At 62.9% G+C, this 20330-nt stretch carries 22 protein-coding genes; 11 read left to right on the forward strand and 11 right to left on the reverse strand.

Going from position 1 to position 20330, the window contains the following annotated elements; translation table 11 throughout:
• The first annotated feature begins 134 nt into the window (after nucleotides 1–134).
• The 9 genes from xerC to ureG all read left to right on the forward strand — a co-directional run bounded on the left by xerC (nucleotide 135) and on the right by ureG (nucleotide 6892).
• Nucleotides 135–1049: a tyrosine recombinase XerC gene (gene xerC, locus D906_RS11305; RefSeq protein ID WP_016714157.1), complete on the forward strand. Its 915-nt coding sequence runs from the start codon at nucleotides 135–137 to the stop codon at nucleotides 1047–1049.
• Nucleotides 1050–1328: 279 nt separating this feature from the next.
• Nucleotides 1329–2162, forward strand: coding sequence for an urease accessory protein UreD (locus D906_RS11310; protein WP_027615196.1), 834 nt, complete (start codon nucleotides 1329–1331; stop codon nucleotides 2160–2162).
• 9 nt (nucleotides 2163–2171) lie between these two features.
• Entirely contained in the window at nucleotides 2172–2474 is a 303-nt protein-coding gene (locus D906_RS11315; protein WP_003253929.1) for an urease subunit gamma, read from the forward strand.
• 19 nt (nucleotides 2475–2493) lie between these two features.
• Nucleotides 2494–2811 carry an urease subunit beta gene (locus D906_RS11320; protein ID WP_016714155.1) on the forward strand — a complete coding sequence of 106 codons (318 nt, stop codon included), beginning with the start codon at nucleotides 2494–2496 and terminating at the stop codon, nucleotides 2809–2811.
• Entirely contained in the window at nucleotides 2808–4511 is a 1704-nt protein-coding gene (gene ureC / locus D906_RS11325; RefSeq protein ID WP_019099105.1) for an urease subunit alpha, read from the forward strand. The genes D906_RS11320 and ureC overlap by 4 nt, the downstream gene beginning before the upstream one ends.
• Nucleotides 4512–4521: 10 nt before the next feature.
• On the forward strand, nucleotides 4522–5019 hold the full coding sequence (gene ureE / locus D906_RS11330) for an urease accessory protein UreE (RefSeq protein WP_016714153.1): 498 nt from the start codon (nucleotides 4522–4524) through the stop codon (nucleotides 5017–5019).
• Nucleotides 5020–5037: 18 nt separating this feature from the next.
• On the forward strand, nucleotides 5038–5583 hold the full coding sequence (locus tag D906_RS11335) for a HupE/UreJ family protein (RefSeq protein WP_019099107.1): 546 nt from the start codon (nucleotides 5038–5040) through the stop codon (nucleotides 5581–5583).
• Nucleotides 5583–6257, forward strand: coding sequence for an urease accessory protein UreF (locus D906_RS11340; protein WP_025753023.1), 675 nt, complete (start codon nucleotides 5583–5585; stop codon nucleotides 6255–6257). Before D906_RS11335 ends, D906_RS11340 begins: the two co-directional genes overlap by 1 nt.
• A gap of 11 nt (nucleotides 6258–6268) precedes the next feature.
• Nucleotides 6269–6892 (forward strand): urease accessory protein UreG, encoded by a 624-nt coding sequence (gene ureG / locus D906_RS11345; RefSeq protein WP_010953755.1) that lies wholly within the window; start codon nucleotides 6269–6271, stop codon nucleotides 6890–6892.
• A gap of 108 nt (nucleotides 6893–7000) precedes the next feature.
• Here ureG and D906_RS11350 read toward each other — a convergent pair whose 3' ends face one another.
• The 11 genes from D906_RS11350 to mcpP all read right to left on the reverse strand — a co-directional run bounded on the left by D906_RS11350 (nucleotide 7001) and on the right by mcpP (nucleotide 18752).
• On the reverse strand, nucleotides 7001–7729 hold the full coding sequence (locus D906_RS11350; RefSeq protein WP_019099109.1) for a thioredoxin family protein: 729 nt from the start codon (nucleotides 7727–7729) through the stop codon (nucleotides 7001–7003).
• 94 nt (nucleotides 7730–7823) lie between these two features.
• The gene (locus D906_RS11355) at nucleotides 7824–10025 is read right to left on the reverse strand and encodes an LTA synthase family protein (protein WP_025753015.1); all 2202 of its coding nucleotides are present in this window, start codon (nucleotides 10023–10025) and stop codon (nucleotides 7824–7826) included.
• A gap of 136 nt (nucleotides 10026–10161) precedes the next feature.
• The gene (locus tag D906_RS11360) at nucleotides 10162–11442 is read right to left on the reverse strand and encodes a hypothetical protein (protein ID WP_019098569.1); all 1281 of its coding nucleotides are present in this window, start codon (nucleotides 11440–11442) and stop codon (nucleotides 10162–10164) included.
• Between the two features lie 46 nt (nucleotides 11443–11488).
• Nucleotides 11489–12241, reverse strand: a complete 753-nt coding sequence (locus D906_RS11365; RefSeq protein ID WP_025753012.1) for a hypothetical protein — start codon at nucleotides 12239–12241, stop codon at nucleotides 11489–11491.
• Nucleotides 12242–12286: 45 nt separating this feature from the next.
• Nucleotides 12287–12967, reverse strand: a complete 681-nt coding sequence (locus tag D906_RS11370) for a C39 family peptidase (protein ID WP_016714146.1) — start codon at nucleotides 12965–12967, stop codon at nucleotides 12287–12289.
• A 63-nt stretch (nucleotides 12968–13030) separates the two neighbouring features.
• Nucleotides 13031–14482, reverse strand: a complete 1452-nt coding sequence (locus D906_RS11375; protein WP_019098571.1) for a hypothetical protein — start codon at nucleotides 14480–14482, stop codon at nucleotides 13031–13033.
• Between the two features lie 51 nt (nucleotides 14483–14533).
• Nucleotides 14534–15112 (reverse strand): hypothetical protein, encoded by a 579-nt coding sequence (locus D906_RS11380; RefSeq protein WP_019098572.1) that lies wholly within the window; start codon nucleotides 15110–15112, stop codon nucleotides 14534–14536.
• Between the two features lies 1 nt (nucleotide 15113).
• On the reverse strand, nucleotides 15114–15554 hold the full coding sequence (locus D906_RS11385; protein WP_019098573.1) for a hypothetical protein: 441 nt from the start codon (nucleotides 15552–15554) through the stop codon (nucleotides 15114–15116).
• Between the two features lie 297 nt (nucleotides 15555–15851).
• A complete protein-coding gene (locus tag D906_RS11390; protein ID WP_019098574.1) occupies nucleotides 15852–16421 on the reverse strand; it encodes an AAA family ATPase in 570 nt (189 codons plus the stop codon).
• A complete protein-coding gene (gene pnuC / locus D906_RS11395) occupies nucleotides 16418–16984 on the reverse strand; it encodes a nicotinamide riboside transporter PnuC (protein WP_019098575.1) in 567 nt (188 codons plus the stop codon). The genes D906_RS11390 and pnuC overlap by 4 nt, the downstream gene beginning before the upstream one ends.
• Before the next feature lie 133 nt (nucleotides 16985–17117).
• Nucleotides 17118–18752 (reverse strand): methyl-accepting chemotaxis protein McpP, encoded by a 1635-nt coding sequence (gene mcpP / locus D906_RS11400; protein ID WP_019098576.1) that lies wholly within the window; start codon nucleotides 18750–18752, stop codon nucleotides 17118–17120.
• Between the two features lie 300 nt (nucleotides 18753–19052).
• Between mcpP and D906_RS11405 the strand changes: the two genes are divergently transcribed.
• Nucleotides 19053–19883 (forward strand): undecaprenyl-diphosphate phosphatase, encoded by an 831-nt coding sequence (locus D906_RS11405; protein WP_025753007.1) that lies wholly within the window; start codon nucleotides 19053–19055, stop codon nucleotides 19881–19883.
• On the forward strand, nucleotides 19876–20289 hold the full coding sequence (locus tag D906_RS11410; RefSeq protein WP_019098578.1) for a DUF1294 domain-containing protein: 414 nt from the start codon (nucleotides 19876–19878) through the stop codon (nucleotides 20287–20289). The genes D906_RS11405 and D906_RS11410 overlap by 8 nt, the downstream gene beginning before the upstream one ends.
• Nucleotides 20290–20330: the final 41 nt, after the last annotated feature.

Here is a 20330-nt window from a genome sequence, read left to right on the forward strand (position 1 = left end):
AGATGATGGCACTTCTTCGGGTTCGAATGGCGTGCGCTTGAAACGTCATTGGCCCTCGTTCATCAATCGTTTCAACTTGCTTGAGATGCTGGCCAGCTCAATACCGGCCGCCGCTTCGCTACAGGATTCACGTTTTGTCCGATCTTTCCAACAATCCGCTGCTGCAGTACATGGCCCGCCTGGCCCCATCCAGCCAGCAAACCATGCGCTACATCCTTCAGGACGCCGCCGACCGGCTGGGCTTTGTCGACTGCAACATCGTCGATGTGCCTTGGCATCGGCTCGAGCCCGGCCATGTGATCGCGCTGGTGGCTGCCCTGCGTGCCGACGGATACGCCCCCAACAGCTCGTCGCTGTACGTCAACGCGATTCGCGGCGTGATGAACGAGGCCTGGCGCCAGGGCCTGATCGATCATGAGCAACTGTTGCGCATTCGCGAGGTCAAGCCGGCCACTGGCACCCGCCTGCCACCCGGGCGCAACTTGCGGCGCAGCCTGATTCGCGAATTGATGGACGTGTGCGCGGCCGACCCTCGGCCGCAGGGCGTACGCGATGCCGCGATTATTGCCTTGCTGTACGGAACCGGCATGCGCAAGTCGGAGTCGGTCGACATCGACCTGAACCAGGTCGATTTCGAGGCGCGCAGCCTGCAGGTGGTGGGCAAGGGCAACCACCAACTGGTCAAGTACGCACCACCGTGGGCATTCGAGAAGTTGCAGGCCTGGCTCGACCTGCGCCGCCAGGACCTGCCTGCCGGTGCGGAGGATGACCCGTTCCTGTTCAACCGCATCCGCCGTGGCAGCCACATAACCCGGGCGCGCATTACCAAACATGCCATCTACTACATCGCCCGCCAGCGCGGTGCACAGGTGGGGGTGAAGATCATGCCGCACGACTTCCGCCGGGCATTCATCACCCGGGTGATCGAAGAGCATGACCTGTCGATTGCGCAGAAGTTGGCACACCATGCCAATATCCAGACCACGGCCATCTATGACCGGCGTGATGACAACGAACGCCGCCGTGCGGTGGACCGCTTCGACTACTGAGTCTTGATGTGTTTGGGGCCGCTTTGCAGCCCCGATGGCACATCTGTTGGCACCGAAACAGGGCCAGTGCGCGCCCCCGCTTTGTGCGCCATTCCCCCGTATGCCCTGTGCCAGAGCGGCTACGAAAAAAGTTTCATCTGCCTTCACCTGCGGAGTTGGCCCGCAAACTGCTATATCCAGCCTGCGAATTTGATCGAGTGGTCAGGCCGTGCGCGCTAGCAGCCGCCCGCGCCGGACCCTCTAAACGGCCATCAGGCCACGGATTTCAGGGGCCGCAGGATGTCGCTCGCGGAGCAGATCGAACAACAACAAGACGATGCAGGCTGGAGCGCCCACCTGCAGTTGCGCTTTGTCAGGCGCTACGACGTGACCCGCCTTGGTGCGTGGCGCCATTTCGGACCTCTTTTGGTGCAGCGGCCTTTCTATCCTGAAGGTGCGCCGTGCCATGTCTATGTGTTGCACCCGCCGGGTGGCATTGTCGCCGGCGACCGCCTGGAACTGGATATCCACCTGGAACCTGGCAGCCACGCGCTGCTGACCATGCCCGGCGCCAGCAAGTTCTACCGCAGCATCGGCCCCACCGCACGGCTGACCCAGCGTTTTCGGCTGGCGGCTGGCAGCACCCTGGAATGGCTGCCGCAAGACAGCATCTTCTTCTCCGGCGCCCGCGCCAGCCTCGACAGCCGTTTCACCCTGGAACCCGGGGCGCGGCTGCTGGCCTGGGAAACCTTGTGCCTCGGCCGCCCGGTCATGAGCGAGCGTTTCGAGCAGGGCAGGCTGGACAGCCGTTTGCACATTGAACTGCCCGACGAAGTCGGCCTGCACGAACGCCTGCGCATCGAAGGCGGGCGCCTGGACAAGCTCGGCGGCCACCCGCTGCTCGCCACGTTCTGTGCGGCACCGGCCGACCAGTCGGTGCTGGAGCAGGTTCGCCCGCTGCTGGATGAACTGGACACCCCGGCCGGCGCGACCCTGCTGGGGTCGTTGCTGGTCATCCGTGTGCTCGACCACGACAACCAACACCTGCAACGCACCCTGCAACGTCTGTGGCATGTGCTGCGCCCGGCCGTCCTCGGCCTGCCAGCTTGCCCACCACGCATCTGGGCCACCTGAGAGAGCGCCATGGAGCTGACCCCAAGAGAGAAAGACAAACTGCTGCTGTTCACCGCTGCCTTGCTGGCGGAAAGGCGCCTGGCCCGTGGCCTGAAGCTTAACTACCCGGAAGCGGTGGCGTTGATCAGCGCCGCCGTGCTCGAAGGCGCACGCGATGGCCGCACTGTGGCCGAGTTGATGAGCCTCGGGCGCGAAGTGCTGACCCGCGAGCAGGTGATGCCCGGCATTGCCGAAATGCTCCACGACGTGCAGGTCGAAGCGACCTTCCCGGATGGCACCAAGCTGGTGACCGTGCATGACCCCATCGTCTGAACCTGCCAAGGAGCCCCGCATGATCCCAGGTGAAATCCAGGTCGCTGCTGGCGACATCGAACTGAACAGTGGCCGGGAAACCGTCAGCGTCAGCGTGGCCAACCACGGTGACCGGCCGGTGCAGGTCGGCTCGCATTACCACTTCTTCGAAGTCAACGACGCGTTGGTGTTCGACAGAGCGCCCACCCTGGGCTTTCGTCTGGACATTCCGGCCGGCACTGCCGTGCGTTTCGAGCCAGGCCAGGCGCGCACCGTGCAATTGGTGGCCTACGCCGGCAAGCGTGAGGTCTACGGCTTTCAGGGCAAGGTGATGGGTGCACTGGAGGGCAGGGTATGAGCCGTATTTCCCGCCAGGCCTATGCCGACATGTTCGGCCCCACGGTGGGCGACCGCGTGCGGCTGGCCGACACGGCGCTGTGGGTTGAGGTAGAGAAGGACTTCACGATCTATGGCGAAGAAGTGAAGTTCGGCGGCGGCAAGGTGATCCGCGATGGCATGGGGCAGGGCCAGATGCTGGCCGCCGAAGCCATGGACCTGGTGCTGACCAATGCGCTGATCATCGACCACTGGGGCATCGTCAAGGCCGACATCGGCATCAAGCACGGGCGTATCGCGGTGATCGGCAAGGCCGGCAACCCCGATGTGCAGCCGGGCGTGAACGTACCGGTCGGGCCAGGTACCGAAGTGATCGCGGCCGAGGGCAAGATCGTCACCGCCGGCGGCGTGGACTCGCATATCCATTTCATCTGCCCGCAGCAGGTGGACGAGGCGCTGAACAGTGGCGTCACCACCTTCATTGGCGGCGGCACCGGGCCGGCCACCGGCACCAATGCCACAACCTGCACGCCCGGCCCCTGGTACCTGGCGCGCATGCTGCAGGCCGCCGACAGCCTGCCGATCAACATCGGTTTGCTGGGCAAGGGCAATGCCTCGCGGCCTGAAGCGCTGCGTGAGCAGATCGCTGCGGGCGCTGTCGGCCTGAAACTGCATGAAGACTGGGGCTCTACGCCTGCAGCCATCGACTGTTGCCTGGGCGTGGCCGAGGAAATGGACATCCAGGTGGCGATCCACACCGACACACTCAACGAATCCGGCTGCATCGAAGACACCTTGGCGGCCATCGGCGACCGCACCATCCATACCTTCCACACCGAAGGTGCCGGCGGTGGCCATGCGCCAGACATCATCCGCGCGGCGGGGCAGGCCAACGTGTTGCCTTCCTCGACCAACCCGACCTTGCCGTACACGGTCAACACCGTTGACGAGCACCTGGACATGCTGATGGTCTGCCACCACCTGGACCCAAGCATTGCCGAGGACGTGGCCTTTGCCGAATCACGCATCCGCCGCGAAACCATTGCGGCCGAGGACATTCTCCACGACATGGGCGCCTTTGCCATGACGTCGTCCGACTCCCAGGCCATGGGCCGGGTCGGGGAAGTGGTACTGCGTACCTGGCAGGTCGCGCACCAGATGAAGCTGCGCCGCGGGCCTCTGGCACCTGACACCGCCTACAGCGACAACTTCCGGGTCAAACGCTACATCGCCAAGTACACCATCAACCCGGCACTCACCCATGGCATCGGCCACGAAGTGGGGTCGGTGGAGGCGGGCAAGCTGGCCGACCTGGTGCTGTGGTCGCCGGCGTTCTTCGCGGTCAAGCCGGCGCTGGTGATCAAGGGCGGAATGATCGTCACCGCACCCATGGGCGATATCAACGGCTCTATCCCCACGCCGCAGCCGGTGCACTACCGGCCCATGTTCGGCGCCCTGGGCGCGGCGCGGCATGCCACACGCATGACCTTCCTGCCCCAGGCGGCCATGGACCGCGGCCTGGCAGAAGAGCTGAACCTGCGCAGCCTGGTAGGCGTGGTCAACGGCTGCCGCCGGGTGCGCAAGCCGGACATGGTCCACAACACTTTGCAGCCGCTGATCGAGGTCGATGCGCAAACCTACCAGGTGCGTGCCGATGGCGAGCTGCTGGTCTGCGAGCCGGCCAGCGAGTTGCCGCTGGCTCAGCGTTATTTCCTGTTTTGAAGGAGCACCGATGATTGTCTTGACCCGCCGCATCACCGAGCCCGGCACGCTCACCGAAACCGGCACCGTCACCCTGGATGTGGACAGCCGTATCAAGAGCCGCCTGCGTGTGACCCTGGACGATGGCCGCGAAGCCGGCCTGATGCTCGAACGCGGCCACCTGCTACGCGGGGGAGAGTTGCTTGCCGATGCCGATGGCAGCCAGCTGATTCGTGTGCTGGCGGCACCCGAAACGGTGTCGACGGTGCGCTGTGCCGACCCGCACCTGTTGGCCCGTGCGGCCTATCACCTGGGGAACCGCCACGTGCCCCTGCAGATCGAGCCTGGCCTGCTGCGTTTCCAGCACGACCATGTGCTGGACGACATGCTGCGTGGTCTGGGCCTGACGGTGGAGGCCGAACAGGCTCCGTTCGAGCCCGAAGCGGGCGCCTATCAGAGCGCGCCGCATGGCCACAGCCATGCCCACGGCAACGATCACCCGTTCGTTCGCCTGCCTGCCCATTCCTGAACTGCCCTGGAGCAACCCATGAAAAAGACGTTCGCCCTGTTTCTACTGATGCTGGCGCTGCCGGCTTTCGCTCACCCTGGGCATGACAGCAATCCGTTGCACGATGGCCTGCTGCACCCGCTGACGGGCCTTGACCACCTGCTGATGCTGTTGGGCACTGGCGTACTCGCTGCACTGACCCGGCGCAGCCTGACACTGCCCATGGCAACCCTGGCGGCGATGTTTGGCGGGGCAGTCTGTGGCCACTTGTTCGGTGACGTGCTGGGCATGGAAACCTTGATTGCCGGGTCGCTGCTGGTGGCCGCCGGGGCGGTGCTGCTACCAAGCCGGCAGTTGCTGCTGGCCATGGCCATGCCGGTGTTTGCCCTGTTCCACGGCTGGGCCCATGGCGTGGAAGCCACGCCGAGCGCGTTCTGGCAGTTCAGCGCCGGCTTTGTCACGGTCAGCGGCTTGCTGTTGGCGGCGGGCTTTGCCGTCGGGTGCCTGCTGCGCCGGCACAGTGGCCTGCAGAAAGCCTTCGGTGGTGGCCTGCTGGCCGGTGCCGCGCTGGTGCTGGCCGGTTGATGGACAGCGACCTGGCGTTGCTGCGCCTGTTGCAGCTGGCCAGTCCCGGCCTGCCGGTGGGCGGTTTCACGTATTCGCAAGGCCTGGAGTGGGCGGTCGAGGCGGGCTGGGTGAAGGGCGTGGATGGCTTCGCAGCCTGGCAGCGCGAGCAGGTCGAAGACACCTTGGCTTGCCTGGACTGGCCGGTGCTGGCGCGCCTGTATCACGCTTGTCAGGCCGAGGACGCCGAGGCCTTCGGCCACTGGAGCCGCTTCTTGCTGGCCAACCGCGAAACCGCCGAGCTGCGCCTGGAAGAGCAGCAGCGTGGTGCGGCCTTGGCGCGGCTTCTGGATGGCTGGCAACTGGGTCAGGCGCCGGCGTGGCGCACCAGCCTGGAATTGACCCAGTTGGGCGGTATGGCCTGGTTGGCTGCGCACTGGGGCATTCCACTGCGTCAGCTGGCCCTGGGCCATGGCTTTGCCTGGCTGGAAGGCGCGGTCATGGCCGGGGTCAAGCTGGTGCCGTTCGGCCAGCAGGCGGCCCAGACCTTGCTGCGCGACCTGGGCACCGAATTGCCCGCTGCACTTGAGCAGGCCCTGGCGCTGGCCGATGACCAGCTCGGTGGCGGCCTGCCATTGCTGGCCATTGCCTCATCGCGTCACGAAACCCAATACACCCGTTTGTTCCGTTCCTGAGGACTGCCTTCATGCAAAGCTATCAACAACCCCTGCGCGTCGGTGTCGGCGGCCCGGTCGGCTCTGGCAAGACCGCACTGCTGGAAGCGCTGTGCAAGGCCATGCGCGATCACTACCAGATCGCTGTGGTTACCAATGACATCTACACCAAGGAAGACCAGCGCATCCTCACCGAAGCCGGCGCCCTGGAGCCGGAGCGCATCGTGGGCGTGGAAACCGGCGGTTGCCCGCACACGGCCATTCGCGAAGACGCTTCGATGAACCTGGCCGCCGTTGAGGCGCTGGCGCGCAAGTTCGGTAACCTTGAGGTCATTTTCGTGGAAAGCGGCGGTGACAACCTCAGCGCCACGTTCAGCCCGGAGCTGGCCGACCTGACTATCTATGTGATCGACGTGGCTGAGGGCGAGAAGATTCCACGCAAGGGCGGTCCGGGCATTACCAAGTCGGACTTCCTGGTGATCAACAAGACTGATCTGGCGCCCTATGTGGGGGCTTCGCTGGAAGTGATGGAGCGCGACACCCAGCGCATGCGCCCGCAGCGGCCGTGGACGTTCAGCAACCTGAAGAAGGGCGAGGGGTTGCAGGCGGTGATCGACTTTATCGTCGAGCGCGGGATGCTGGGGGTTCGCGGCTGACTAAAAGCGGCCCTTGTGGGAGCGGGCGTGCCCGCGAAGCAGGCGACTTGGTGCCTGGCACCGGCTTTGCCGGTGTTCGCGGGCACGCCCGCTGGGGTGCCTTGGAGCTTAAGTGTGGCAGCAGTGGGGCTTGTCTGGCTGCCCCTGATACCGGTCGTGGTGCCGCACCCAGTCCATGGTCCCGCCTTCATTGCGCCCCAGTGGCGCAATGTCCAGGAAATTGTAGGTATTGACCAGAATGTCCAACCCACGGGCATAGGTCGAGTAGGTGTGGTAAACGCTGCCGTCCGCTTCACGGTAGAACGCACTCAGGCCAGGCAACTCGCTTTCATTGCCGTCATACGGCTCATAGTTGTACTGCCGTTCCCCCTCGCAGCCCACACTGACGCCAAAGTCCTCGTTGAAACCACTGCCCTGTGACGAGTACCAGGGGAACTGCCAGCCCATGCGACGGCGAAACGCCTGAAATTCGGCATAGGGGGCCCGTGACACCGCGACCAGCGACACGTCGTGGTGCGCCAGGTGCAGGTTGGCGCCGTCAAAGTGGTCGGCCAGGAACGAACAGCCGGGGCAGCCTTCGCTCCAGCCTTCGGCGAACATGAAGTGATAAAGCAGTAGCTGGCTGCGGCCTTCGAACAGGTCAGCCAGGCTCAGTTCGCCGTCCGGCCCCTGGAAGCGATAGCCTTGCTCGACCTTGACCCAGGGTAGGGCGCGGCGGGCTGCGGACAGCGCATCGCGGTGGTGGGTAAAGGCCTTTTCGTGCAGCCACAGTTGCCGGCGTGCCGCCAGCCACTGGCTACGGGAAACCACCGGGTGCCTGCTTTCGCTTGTGCTCATGGTGCTGTCTCCACGCTGGGGGTTCACACACTAGTCGAGCACGCGTTTGCCGATTCGACAGGCACCGGTAGCCGGGCGATGAGTGGTTATCCGCTCAGCCCGAATGGGCAATGTGGCCCTCGGTCAGTTCATCTGCGGCGTCATCCTCTCCGGGCAGCGCTGTGATCACGCTGAAGTCACTGACTTCCACCTTACCGCCGCCATACCCCAGCAAATGGAAGGAAAACGCCTTGCGCTCGGTCGGGTTGTCAAAGCTGAACTCCATCTCCAGCGGTTCGTCGGCGGTGACCTTCACCTCGGCAGGCAGGCCCAGTGGCACATCCTGCTCCAGTTGCTTGGCCTTGAGCTGGATGTAGGCGACACGCTTGGGGTCCAGCGAGCGCACCTTCACCCGCACGCGGGTGTGCGAGCCTTCCGGCATTTCAAGGTACTGGGCGCCGATCAGGTTATCGGCCCAGTCATCGTGAATGCGCTTGCGCAGCTTGATCGGCGAAGGGCCGCCGAACTGGTAACGCAGGTTGAGCGGGGTTTGCAGCAGTGACTGGTCGAGCACCCCGGCAAGGGCGCCGATCTGCTGGCCGAGCAGGCTGTCGCCCGGGCCCAGATAGCGGGCCTGGTCGGCAATGAAGCCCTCGCTGGCGTAACGTCGACAGCGCTGCTGGAAGTCACATTCGGTGAAGACGCCTTGGCCGTTGTGATAGCGCAGCATGCCATTGGTGTAGGAAATCATTTCGCGGCCGGTATCGTAGTCGCGGTACAGCGAGCGACCACCAAGCGCTATTGGAATGGGCAGTGCAAAGTAGTCGAGCACGGAGGTGGCCAGATCGATATGGCCGTATGTGCCGCGCTTGATGTGGGGCAGTTGCGCCTGTTCCGGCGCCAGGGTGAGGTTGAAGCCCCAGGACGAGGCCAGGCGCACACCGTCGATGCCGTGGGACTCGTCGGAGGTCACCACCACCAATGTGTCCTTGAGCACGCCCTGGCGTTCCAGGTTATCGAGAAACGCCCCGAGCGCATCGTCCAGGTAGGCCACCGCAGCCTGCTTGGGCGTGTCATAGCGTTCCAGGTACTCGGCGGGTGCCGAATACGGCTGGTGCGTGCCCACGGTGAGCAGGGTCAGCATCCAGGGTTTGTCCTGCTTTTGCAGCTGGCCGACGTAGTCCAGGGCGCCTTCGAAGAAGGCCCGGTCATCCTTGCCCCAAGGGAAGTCCAGGTAGTTCTTGTTGCGGAACCACTCAAGGCCGTGCACCGAATCGAAGCCGATGTGCGGCATGATGCGGTCCTTGGCCATGAAGCGCAGGCCGGCACCTTGCAGGTAGTGGGTGGTAAAGCCGGCCTGGCGCAGTTGCGCCGGCAGGCAGGCCTGGTTGCGTTCGTTCTGGGTTAGCAGCTCGACGCCCTTGGGCGTGCCGTTGGCCAGTTTGTCGTAGTCACCACACAGCATCGCGTACAGGCCGCGGATGGTCTGGTGGGTGTGCAGCACGTAGTCCGGGGTGTTCATGCCGCGCTCGGCCCACTGGCTGACCTTGGGCATCAGGTCTTCGTCGAAGCGGCTGTGCAGGGCCTGGCGATTGGGCCGCAGGTAGGCCCCGGGGATACCTTCCACCGTGATGACCAGCAGGTTGCGAGCACTGCCTGGCCCGACCAGCAGGCGCTGGCCATGCAGGTCTGATTGCGTCAGGCCGCTGCTGGCCAGCGGCGTGAACGTTTGCGTGCGACCCATCCAGCCCTCGACCTTGCGCTCCAGGGTGCCGACCCCGGCAGACATCAGTTGGTGGGTGAGGTTGTATTGCCGCCATTGATCGGCGTCGCTGGGTACCAGCTGCTGGCTGCCCCAGTGGGTAGCGAACAGCAGCGCGGGAACGGCCCAGGCCTTGCGCGGCAGCGGCTGGCTGCGCCGGGTGCGGCTGCGCCACGCGCAGGCCAGCCAGACCAACAGGCCTGCGCCCATTACCCAAGGCAGCCAGGCATGGGCCAGGCCCCCGCCGGTAGAGTTCTCCATGAATTGCGGGTCGACGAGGTACGTCAGGTCGGCGCTGGTGGGCAACCGGCCCACTGCGCTGACGAGTTCGGCCGAGGCCACCCACAGGGCTGCCCAGGCCAGCAGCACGGGCAGGGCCAGCCACCATGGCCGGCGGTGCAGCAGCAAGACCAGCAGGCTGCCGAGGGCGAGGTCGGACAGGTAACCGAGCGGGTTGGACCAACCCAGCATGGCGCGCGTACCCAGTGGGATCACCAGCACCAGGGCTGCCAAGGCGGCAAGCCGGGTACGTGGGTGGTCGGACAGGTTCTTCACAAAAACTTCCCTTTTGCCATTAAATCGTCATGCATCTGTGCTGGATGATAACAGGCCGGGAAGTGGAAAGCGGTTGGCTACAAGGCTGGTAACCAAAAGCCATGCCCGCTTGCACGGGCATGGCTGAAGGCAAGTATCAGAAGTAGTAGGGGAATTTCAGGCTGAAGGAGAAGTCTGGCGCATCATCGGTCAGACCAATGGACAGGTTGGGGACAATGGTCAGGTTGTTGGTGGCGGCGAAGGTCATGCCGATGTTGAAGTTGGCGGCGTTGTAGTCACTGTTGGAGATCGATTGCCAGTCACCACCATCCGGTTTGATCTTGCTCTTGCGGGCGAACTGGTCTGACACCGAGAACGACATACTCATTTTTTCGTTCAAGGCGAAGGCAATGCCACCACCAATTTGCCAGGAGTCGCCGAGCTTCACGTCTCCCGGCACCTTGCTGTTGACCTGTGGGCTTATGTCGCTGAACGAGTCTTGCATGTTGTAGGTGTAGGACAGGCTGCCAAACAGCACGGCCGGGTCGAAGGTCTTGACCAGCGAGATGCCCGGTGTGATCGACCACACACCGTTACCGGTCGGCAGGCTTTCCGGTACTGCCAGGTTACTGTTGCCGTCGACCTCGCGGAGCTTGATGCCATAGGGGTCTTTGCCGGTCGGTGCCTTGATACGCAGGGTGGCCACAGCGTCAGGCCAGGTCTCGTCCTCGTCGAGGAACTTGTACGCTACGCCAACGTTGATGTCGCCGATTTCCGGGTCACGGGTCACGCTGGCGTCGGAGGTGCTGGCCCCGGCGCCACCCGCGCCGCCGGACGAGTAGGTAGACTCGCGGTACACCACGGGCACGTTGATATCGAACTGCCAACGCTGCGCCAGGTTGTAGCGCGCGGTCATGTCCAGGGTCCAGTTGTCGGCCTTGATGCGGTCCAGGTTGATACTGCCGAGGAAAATCGAGTCCAGCGCCAGGAAACCGTTGAGCGTGAGCGCACGGGTATCGTAATGGGTGTAGGTCAGGCCGGTTTCGAAGCTGAACTTGCCGCCACCGAAGAAGCCGCTGGCTTCGTCATACAGGTTGGACACACTTTGTGCCGGCTCCGAGTCGGCGGTGAGTGCCTGGCCGTAGGAGCTGCCGGTGGTGCCCGGCGCGCCGGATGCGACAGTTTGTGCCCCCTTGACCCCTTCAGCGGGGGATTTGACCAGGCGTTTGGGTTGCGCCGCCGCCGGGGCTTCCTCGACCTGTCGCACGCGCTGCTCCAGCACCATCAGCGCTTGCTGCTGGGCTTCGTAACGGCGTTTAAGCTCGATCAGTTCCTGTTTGAGGGCCTCGACCTGAGGGTCGGCAGCTGCATAGAGCATTGTGGCCGGGGCCAGGGTAGTCAAACACACAAAAGCGTTGAGCGTTAAAGATCGGTGCATGGATTTGCCGTCCCTTCCGACTACTTTTGATGAGACTGAGCGTAGATCAGTATCCGAAGGTGCGAAGACCTTTGAGCTGGTCGAGGCTACCGTTCAGCGAGGCGGCCGTTGGCACGCTTTCACGCATGACCACATTCAGGGAAGTGACGTTGTTGACCAGGTTGCCATTGCCGAGCAGCGTCGAATTCTGCATCAGGCCGCCCTGGGCGAGGCGCTGCACGCTGCTGCCCTGGTTGTTGCTGGCATTGATGTTGAGCTGCACGCCCACGCCGGTCGAGGACACGCTGAGCGAGCCGGCGCCGTTTTCACCGACCAGGGTCTGGCCAGCGGCCAGTACCTGGCCTTGCTGCTGCACAGCGGGGGCCTGGTTGGCTTTGGTGACGTTGATATCAACGTTGTTGTAGGCCGTATTGTTGTCGCCAGCTGCACGCACTACCTGGGTGACACCCTCGGTGGTGGTCAGCCCGTTTCCACCTGTGACCACGCCCGTGCCCGCAGAAGCGGCACCGCTCGACGCGGCACCGGTGCCTTTTTCGTCGATCATCGAGACATAGAACTGGGGCTTGATGGTCGACTGCTGGACTTGCAGCGTGGATGTCGCCCCGATCACGTCCCCTTTGGCATTTTGCCAGGTGCTGGACATGACAATCCCGAAACTCACGATGCGCCCCGGCATCACATAGCGGCCACGCAGGTTGGCCAGCTCCTGGTCCTTGAGTTCGATGGGTTTCAGCGCCTCGGCGTGGCTTGGCAGGCTGGCGGCCAGGCAGGCCATGGCCAGCCACAATGAAGTCTTCATGAAATGCTCCCTGGAGCCTCATGCTCCTTGTCATTAGAACAGTCGTTAGAAGAAGTCGCTTTTGATGAAGCCGAAGTCCAGCAGCTCGGTGTCCTTCACTGGGGTGAAGTTGTTCACCCGGCCCTTGGCAGTCAGTGGCAGGGGCGGGTCGAGCAGGACATTGTTCTTGTCGTACCCTTGGCCGATCACGGCGAAGATGATGCCGTTCCAGCCCTTGAGGAAATCATCGATCTTGTAGCGCTTGTGGCCCAGCACCGGGTCACCGATGTACACCCAGCCTTTGTCGACCTTTTGCATGACCACGAAGTGCTTGTAGCCGCGCACGTCCATCAGCACCACGACCGGGATGCGCACACTGTGCAGGGTGTCGGGTGCTACCCGGTAGCCGCGGGCACGCATCCCCAGGCTTTCGACGTAGCGTTTCATGTCGAGCATCGAGAAGCCTTGCGTGCGCACCAGGTTCTGGTCGGCGTGGGCCAGCATGCCCTCGATGATCTGATGTTCGTCCACATCCAGCCAGTAGGCCTGGCGCAGGATGGTCGCCAGCGCGGCGGCGCCGCAACTGAAGTCGGTTTTTTGTTGCACCAGGTCGGCGAACTTGCGTTCACGCACGCTCTGGATGGGTTTGAACACCACGGCGCCGCCCGGCAGGACGGACAGCGGCATTTGTGCGGCTTCGCTCACGCTGGCCAGGCACAGCAAAAACGCCAAGGCAATAATGCGCATGATCGGATGCCTTCCGGTGGGTGTTGAAGAAAGGCCCCCCGAAGGGGGCCTCAAGCGCAGTGTTTAGAACGAGGTGTTGGAAATGGCCAGCGAGTTGCTCTGCTGGTTGCCCACACCGGCTGCCACGTTCACGCCCAGGTTGCCGCTGCCACCGTTGACCGAACCGCTAAGGGTTGCAGTATTGGTAACAGGGTTGGCCCAGCCGGTCGGGGTCAGCACTTGGAAGGACACAGTATTGCTCAAGTCGTAAGCGCTGCTTTCGCTGTAGCTCTTCGAAACGTCGTTCGAGGATTGTTTCGATTTCTCGCCAGACTTTTCAAACGCCGAGGCCGAAGCATTCTCGTACGAAGAGTCGTGAGACTTGGTGTACGAAGAGTCTTTGGACTTGTCGTAAGACGATTCGCGCGTCTTGTCGTAGCTGGAGTCGAAGGCTTTCTCGAACGACGAGTCGTATGCACTTTCGTGCGACTTGTCGACCGATACGTCCAACGATGCACTGAGCGAGCCATCGAAGGTGCTGGAGCGGGTGCGTTCGCGGCGGCCATCATCAGTGGTGAAGGTGCGCGTAGCATTGGCTGCGGCATCCAGCGAAGCGTTCAGGCTGGCGCTGCTCGACGAGCTGTTGCTGCCGCTGGCAGAGCCACTGGCATTCCAGCCGTTGGAACCGCTTGCCGACATGCTGCTGGAGCCACTGGCGTTGCTGGATTTCGAGCCGCTGGAGTTCCAGCCGCTAGAGCCGCTGGAGCTGGCGCTTTGCGAGCCGGCCACGCTGAAGCTCGACGAGGAGCTGCGGTCGTCGGTCGAGTTGAACGTACCATCACGCGAGCTCGAACCGCTGGCCGAGGTGGTAATGGTGATCGTGTCGACGCGGTAAGTGCGGTCAGCACTGTTGTTCACGACCAGGCCTGGCCCGTCCTGTTCGGCAGAAGCCGTGGCAGTGGCGTTACCCAGAGGCGCACCGGTGTTGGCGATGGCCATGGTGTTTTTCTGTTGGTTGAGGTCGCCACCGGCGATGTTGATGCCGATGTTGCCCTCAGCCCCGCTGGCCGAGCCACTCATCACAGCAGACGACTGGGTCGAATAGTTGTCGACCCGGTTGTTGTCGCTGGTTTGCACGACATCGGCAGTAGCACTGGCCATGCCGAACACGAAGCTGTTGTCCAGGCTCGACTCGGAGCCGGCGTTGGCAATGGCTGCGGCGTTATCCTGCTGGTTGCCGTTACCGGCCGCCACGTTGATACCGACGTTGCCACTGGAGCCTTCGCCCGACTGGTTCATCTCGGCTTCGTTGATGGTGCCTTGATTGCTGATACGGTTATCGGTGCTGGTTTGGGTATCCCAGGCATTGGCCGTTGCATACACAGGGATTTTGGTTGGAGGAGGCGTGTGATGACCATTGTTATGGTGGCCGTTGTGGTGGTCATTGCGCCGATCGTTCTGCCCAGCTTGTACAGCAACAGCCATGACCGCAGCAATTGCGAACACCAGAGGCTTGATTGCCATCGAGGGTTTCATGGTGATTCTCCGTACTCTATGTTGGTTAAGTGTCGTTCTTAACTGAAAGGGTCAATCCGCGACCCGGATGCTCAAGGTGTTGGCCATTCGGTTTCCCACCCCGGCACTCTGGTTCAACTGGATCACCCCGCGGCTACCGGTGAAGGCCTGGTCACTGGTGGTGACCTGGCGATGGCCTGTTGGGGTGTCAGTTGGACCGGAGTTGTTGAGCAGCGCCACGTTCTGTTGCATGAGGACGCTGTCGTCGATGCTTTGCGGTTGAGCACTGAGGGTTATGCTCAGGGCATTGGCTTGCTGGGTATTGGCGCCGGCACTCTGGTTGACGCCCAGCGCACCACTGCCGTTGCTGAACGCGTTGCCTTGAATGGTCGAGCGGGCATCCATCGTCGGGTCGGCGGGTGTGTTCAGCCGTTGCCGGATCTGCGTGCTGGCATTCGCTTGAGGCCCGACGGCGATGGCCCGCGCATTGGCCTGTTGCTGTTTGTCACCGGCGGCCTGGTTGACGGAGAGGTTGCCCTGATAGCGGCTGCCCGAGCTGTCGATGTTGGCATTGTTGATGACGGGAACCAGGGAATCGGCGAAGCCTGGCGTACTGCACAGGGTGGCCAGAATCAGCAGCATGTGCTTCATGTCACTTGCCCCCGCCGGTCAGAATCTGCAACGGCGCGAGGCCGCGTTGCACACTTGAGTTGACCATGTTGGAGATGCCGTTACCCGCGCCCCCGGTGCCACGGCCGCCAGACAGGTTGGGCAATTGGTTCTGGTTGCCGAGGTTGCCCCCCAGGTTGTTGGTCTGCTGGGTAATCATGTTGCTGATGCCGGCGCCACTGCTGATACTGGCGAAATCGCCATCGCTCAGTTCGTTGGTTTGCTTGAGCACGTGGGCAGAAGGGTTGGCGTTGACAGTGGTCGGGCTCGGGTCAGGGATCAAGGGCGGGATCGTCGCGTTGCGCACCTGTACGTCGCGCTTGATGATGATGATTCCTTTGTCTGCGTGGGCCGTGAGGCTCATCGCCCCCAGTACACAACCCGCCAACAACAGGTGATAGAGGCGTTTGTCACTCTTCCTCACGACGGCAACTCCTTCTTTGAGCGCTGGCCTTGTTCAGCGATGCAAAGGACAGAGCAGATGGTGTGCCGCTTTTGAGAATCTTTTTCAGATCAGACAGTTAGGGCGAAAGGCTGACAAACTGCGGCGCATTCTGTCTCAGCGGTGAAACAGCCAGCCGTGCGCATTGCTGGCCAAGCCAGCTGTGGCCCTGATTGGAAGGGTTTTTGCAGGGGTGTTTCATGGGGTTGACACTGCCCCCGAAACGGGGGAAAAGCCCGCAATTCCGGGGGCTTTGCCCCACTAGAGTGTGTCAGTGGGTTAACACTCGGCGGGGCAGGATGGCGCATCGCTATCAAGTAGCGTAGCAACGGCTTGCAAGGCCAGCAACTGGCGCTGCGGCCAATTGCCCTCAACTATCTGGTGCGCCTGATTATGCTGTTTCAGCCAGGCCAGGCTGTCGTCGAAAAAACGCTGGCGGTCGTTGATGTCGGGTTGGCTGCGCTGGCCATCGGCAACCCAGTCCACCCCCTGTGGGCTCAGCAGCAGGTGCAGGTCGTAGTGCCGTTCAAGCAAGGCTTGTTCCAGCCAGGCCGGGCAGTCATTGAACAAGGCGCGGCTCCAGAGCATGTTGCTGAGCAGGTGGGTGTCGAGGATCAGCAGCGGTGGTGCCTGTTCGCGCGCCCGGTCTTCCCAGGCCAGCTGGCCGTGGGCGATGGCAGGGATATCGGCATAGCAGGTATCGCGGCACTCCTGGTCGATGAAGTGGCGCACGTACTCGGCCACCACCACACCGCCGAAATGCGCCTGGATCACACCGCTGAGCCAGCTCTTGCCGCTGGATTCGGGGCCGCACAGCACCAGGACCTTCATGGCGTGTTGTGTGCTCATGCTTGCGCCAACGCCGGGTCGCGGCGCCATTCCAGCCAGCCGCGTACGGCAATCAGGGTGAGCACGACAAAGAAGCCTGCCGTGAAGTACAGCTGCTGGTGCAGGTACAGGCCTACATAGACGATGTCTACGGCCACCCACAGCGGCCAGCATTGCAGGCGCTTCTGGGCCATCCACAGTTGCGCCACCAGGCTGAAACCGGTCAGGGTGGCGTCGAGCCAGGGCAGGGCGGCATTGGTCCAGTTGGCCATGGCCGTGCCCAGGGCTGCGCTCAGCAGTACCCCGGCAGCCAGGCCGGCAAATAACGCTGGGCCTTGCAGGCGCGATACCTGGCGGGCATCTTCGGTGTGGCCGGGGCGTTTCCATTGCCACCAGCCGTACAGTTGCAGGATGGCGTAGGCCAGTTGCAGCAGCATGCCCGAGTACAGCTTTACCTCGTAGAACAGCCAGCCATAGATCAGCACCATGACCAGGCCGATTGGCCAGCACCAGGTGTTTTGTTTGACCGTGAGCCAGACAGCGGTGACGCCGAGGACGGCGGCGATGAGTTCAAGGCCGGACATCGGCGATCCTTGGCGGCTGTGGGGAGGGGCGCGATTGTAGCGGGTCGGCTGGGGAAGGTGTAGGGCGCAGTAGGTGGGATGCATCGGTTCTCTGTGGGAGCGGGCATGCCCGCTCCCACAAAAGAGGCCGGCGTCAAACCCGGAACTGGCGCAGCAACTGTTCCAATTCCTCGCTCAATTGCCCCAACGCCACCCCGGCATCACTGGACTGACGTGCCGCATCAGCCGTCTGTTGGGACAACCCGGCGGTATCCAGCACATTGCGGTTGATCTCCTCGACCACATGCGACTGCTGCAAGGTGGCGCTGGCAATGGAGGCATTCAGCACGGTCAGGTTGGTCAGTGCCTGGTTGATGGCGTCCAGGCTGGCGCCGGCTTCGCGGGCCTGCTCGACGGTTTGGCGCGAGGCTTCACTGCTGGTGTCGATGGCTTTGACCGCTGCATCCGACTGGCTTTGCAGGTGTTCGATCATGGTATGGATCTCGGCCGTCGATTGTGCCGTGCGCTGGGCCAGCAGGCGAACTTCGTCGGCGACCACGGCAAAGCCTCGGCCTTGTTCCCCGGCCCGCGCCGCTTCGATGGCCGCATTGAGCGCCAGCAGGTTGGTCTGCTCGGCGATGGAGCGGATGACATCGAGCACACCGCCGATGCGCGTGCTGTGGCCGGCCAGGTCGCGAATCACCTGCACGGCCTGGTCGATGGTCAGCGACAACCGGTCGATCTGCGCCAGGCTGCCATGAATCGCTTGCTGGCCATGGGTTACCTGCTGCTGTGCGGTGCGCATTTCCCCGGCGGCCTGTTCGGCAGTCTTGGCCACGTCCTGCACGGCATAGGTCACCTCGTTCACGGCGGTGGCTACCTGGTCCATCTGTAGCGATTGTTGGGCGCTGTGCTGCTGTGCGGCGCCTGCATTGTCGCCGACGTGCCCGGCGGACTGAGCCAGCGCGTGGGCCGCCCCTTGCAGCTGGCCGACCACACCCTGCAGCTTGCCGTTGAAACGGTTGAAGTGCTCGCCCAGGTGGGTGATTTCGTCACGGCCGTGGGTGTCCAGGCGCCGCGTCAGGTCGCTTTCGCCGCTGGCGATATTGCCCATGGCCTGCACAGCCTCCTGCAAGGGGCGGGCAATGCTTCGCGCAATCAGCAGGACCACCAGTGCCATCAGCAAGGCAATAGCCACACCCACCAGCGAGGCATCGCGCAACTGGCGGGCGAATTCGGCCTGCACGTCATCGACGTACACGCCCGAACCGATGATCCAGCCCCAGGGTTTGAACAGCTGTATATAGGAAGTCTTGGCCACCGGCTCGCTGGCACCGGGTTTGGGCCAGCGGTAGTTGACCGGCCCTGCATCCTGCTGGCGGGCCAAGGCGACCATTTCGTTGAACACGGCAAAGCCGTCGGGGTCGCGAATGGCAGAAAGGTCCTGGCCATCGAGCTTGGGGTTGGCCGGATGCATGATCATCTTTGGCCCCAGGTCGTTGATCCAGAAGTAGTCATCGTGGTCGTAGCGCAACGCACGTACCACCTGCAGTGCCTGTTGCTGGGCGGCTTCGCGGCTGAGCGTGCCGGCGGCCTCCAGCCCTTGGTAATAGGCCAGCACGCCAGCGGCGGTCTGCACCACATGGCGGGTTTTTTCCGCTTTGGCCTGGTAAAGGTCACCGTGGATCTGGCGCAGCATGAGCAGGCCCAGCACTACCAACATGGCCACCGCCACCACAAGGATCAGCCACAGGCGCCGGCTGATCGACATCGATCTCAACGTGTTCATCCAGGAGCTCCCGCATTGTTCTTTTTATTGAGGTGCATCCAAGCATGCTTTGCGACAGGCCCCCACCCGACTAATGGCTAAGTGCTATCTTTGAAATAGTCTGCAGCAGGTCGCGTAAAGCGATTGCAAAGGCGCTCTGCTAGGATTTCGGCCGCGCAAGATGAAACCTTTAGCGGGCGTGAACTTTTCTACTGGCGTTGCGCCCAACAGTCGCTGTAAAACAGCCGGGCCGCGTGCGGCAAATTCAAGCAAATCAAGAACAAGGGGCCCGCAGCAAGCGGCGCTCCATCCGGGGGAATGATGGATTTTTGGACTGCCTTCCAGGCAATCATCTTAGGCGTGGTCGAAGGGCTGACGGAGTTTCTGCCGATCTCCAGTACCGGGCACCAGATCATCGTCGCCGACCTGATAGGTTTTGGCGGTGAGCGGGCCATGGCATTCAACATCATCATTCAGCTGGCAGCGATCCTGGCGGTGGTGTGGGAGTTTCGTGGCAAAATTTTTGAAGTGGTGTTTGGCCTGGCCAGCCAGCCCAAGGCGCGGCGTTTCACCGGCAACCTGCTGTTGGCGTTCATGCCGGCGGTCGTTCTGGGCGTGCTGTTCGCCGACCTGATTCACGAGTACCTGTTCAACCCGATCACCGTGGCGGCGGCATTGGTGGTGGGTGGCGTCATCATGCTCTGGGCCGAGCGCCGCGAGCACCGCGTGCAGGTGGACCATGTGGACGACATGCGCTGGACCCATGCGCTGAAGATCGGCTTCATCCAGTGCCTGGCAATGATTCCGGGCACTTCCCGCTCGGGCTCGACCATCATTGGCGGCCTGCTGTTCGGCTTGTCGCGCAAGGCCGCGACCGAATTTTCGTTCTTTCTGGCGATGCCGACCATGGTCGGTGCGGCGGTGTATTCGGGTTACAAGTACCGTGACCTGTTCCAGCCCAGTGACTTGCCGGTGTTTGCCATTGGCTTCGTGACGTCGTTCATCTTCGCCATGATCGCCGTGCGCGCGTTGCTCAAGTTCATTGCCAACCACAGCTACGCGGCGTTTGCCTGGTATCGCATTGTGTTCGGCCTGCTGATTCTGGCGACCTGGCAGTTCGGCTGGGTTGACTGGTCGACAGCTCATGGCTGAGGTGTTGCGCGGGCAACGGGCGCAGGGCGTACGCAATGTGCGCCTGAAACTGCTGCTGTTGGGGGTATTGTGCCTGTTGCCCGGGTTGGGCGCTGCGCGCATGGCCTGGAACGACCAGGCCTGGTGGCCGCTGGCGCTGTACCCGGCCATGAGCCTGATCAGCCTGTTGCTGTATTGGCAGGATAAGCAACAGGCGCGTACCCAGGCCTGGCGTACGCCCGAGAAAGTGCTGCATGCCAGTGAGCTGTTGGGTGGCTGGCCGGGGGCACTGGTGGCGCAGCAGGTGTTCCGGCACAAGACCCGCAAGGTTTCGTACCAGCTGGTGTGCTGGGGGATTGTGCTGGTGCACCAGGTGTTCTGGGCGGACTGGCTGTTTTTTGAGGGGCGTTATCTGCCCTTCAATTGATTATTGCCTGTACCGGCCTCTTCGCGGGTAAGCCCGCGAGG

This window comes from Pseudomonas sp. LAIL14HWK12:I1 (assembly GCF_003202095.1).
GTDB lineage: Bacteria > Pseudomonadota > Gammaproteobacteria > Pseudomonadales > Pseudomonadaceae > Aquipseudomonas > Aquipseudomonas monteilii.

Bases quoted from the DNA above. Each gene is read 5' to 3' on its own strand.
- D906_RS11375 (WP_019098571.1), bottom strand. From the start codon at position 14,482: ATGAAACCCTCGATGGCAATCAAGCCTCTGGTGTTCGCAATTGCTGCG.
- D906_RS11360 (WP_019098569.1), bottom strand. From the start codon at position 11,442: ATGCACCGATCTTTAACGCTCAACGCTTTTGTGTGTTTGACTACCCTG.
- D906_RS11350 (WP_019099109.1), bottom strand. From the start codon at position 7,729: ATGAGCACAAGCGAAAGCAGGCACCCGGTGGTTTCCCGTAGCCAGTGG.
- pnuC (WP_019098575.1), bottom strand. From the start codon at position 16,984: ATGTCCGGCCTTGAACTCATCGCCGCCGTCCTCGGCGTCACCGCTGTC.
- ureG (WP_010953755.1), top strand. From the start codon at position 6,269: ATGCAAAGCTATCAACAACCCCTGCGCGTCGGTGTCGGCGGCCCGGTC.
- D906_RS11410 (WP_019098578.1), top strand. From the start codon at position 19,876: ATGGCTGAGGTGTTGCGCGGGCAACGGGCGCAGGGCGTACGCAATGTG.
- ureC (WP_019099105.1), top strand. From the start codon at position 2,808: ATGAGCCGTATTTCCCGCCAGGCCTATGCCGACATGTTCGGCCCCACG.
- D906_RS11405 (WP_025753007.1), top strand. From the start codon at position 19,053: ATGGATTTTTGGACTGCCTTCCAGGCAATCATCTTAGGCGTGGTCGAA.
- D906_RS11370 (WP_016714146.1), bottom strand. From the start codon at position 12,967: ATGCGCATTATTGCCTTGGCGTTTTTGCTGTGCCTGGCCAGCGTGAGC.
- D906_RS11365 (WP_025753012.1), bottom strand. From the start codon at position 12,241: ATGAAGACTTCATTGTGGCTGGCCATGGCCTGCCTGGCCGCCAGCCTG.
- D906_RS11390 (WP_019098574.1), bottom strand. From the start codon at position 16,421: ATGAGCACACAACACGCCATGAAGGTCCTGGTGCTGTGCGGCCCCGAA.
- mcpP (WP_019098576.1), bottom strand. From the start codon at position 18,752: ATGAACACGTTGAGATCGATGTCGATCAGCCGGCGCCTGTGGCTGATC.
- D906_RS11310 (WP_027615196.1), top strand. From the start codon at position 1,329: ATGTCGCTCGCGGAGCAGATCGAACAACAACAAGACGATGCAGGCTGG.
- D906_RS11315 (WP_003253929.1), top strand. From the start codon at position 2,172: ATGGAGCTGACCCCAAGAGAGAAAGACAAACTGCTGCTGTTCACCGCT.
- D906_RS11340 (WP_025753023.1), top strand. From the start codon at position 5,583: ATGGACAGCGACCTGGCGTTGCTGCGCCTGTTGCAGCTGGCCAGTCCC.
- D906_RS11320 (WP_016714155.1), top strand. From the start codon at position 2,494: ATGATCCCAGGTGAAATCCAGGTCGCTGCTGGCGACATCGAACTGAAC.
- ureE (WP_016714153.1), top strand. From the start codon at position 4,522: ATGATTGTCTTGACCCGCCGCATCACCGAGCCCGGCACGCTCACCGAA.
- D906_RS11335 (WP_019099107.1), top strand. From the start codon at position 5,038: ATGAAAAAGACGTTCGCCCTGTTTCTACTGATGCTGGCGCTGCCGGCT.
- D906_RS11380 (WP_019098572.1), bottom strand. From the start codon at position 15,112: ATGAAGCACATGCTGCTGATTCTGGCCACCCTGTGCAGTACGCCAGGC.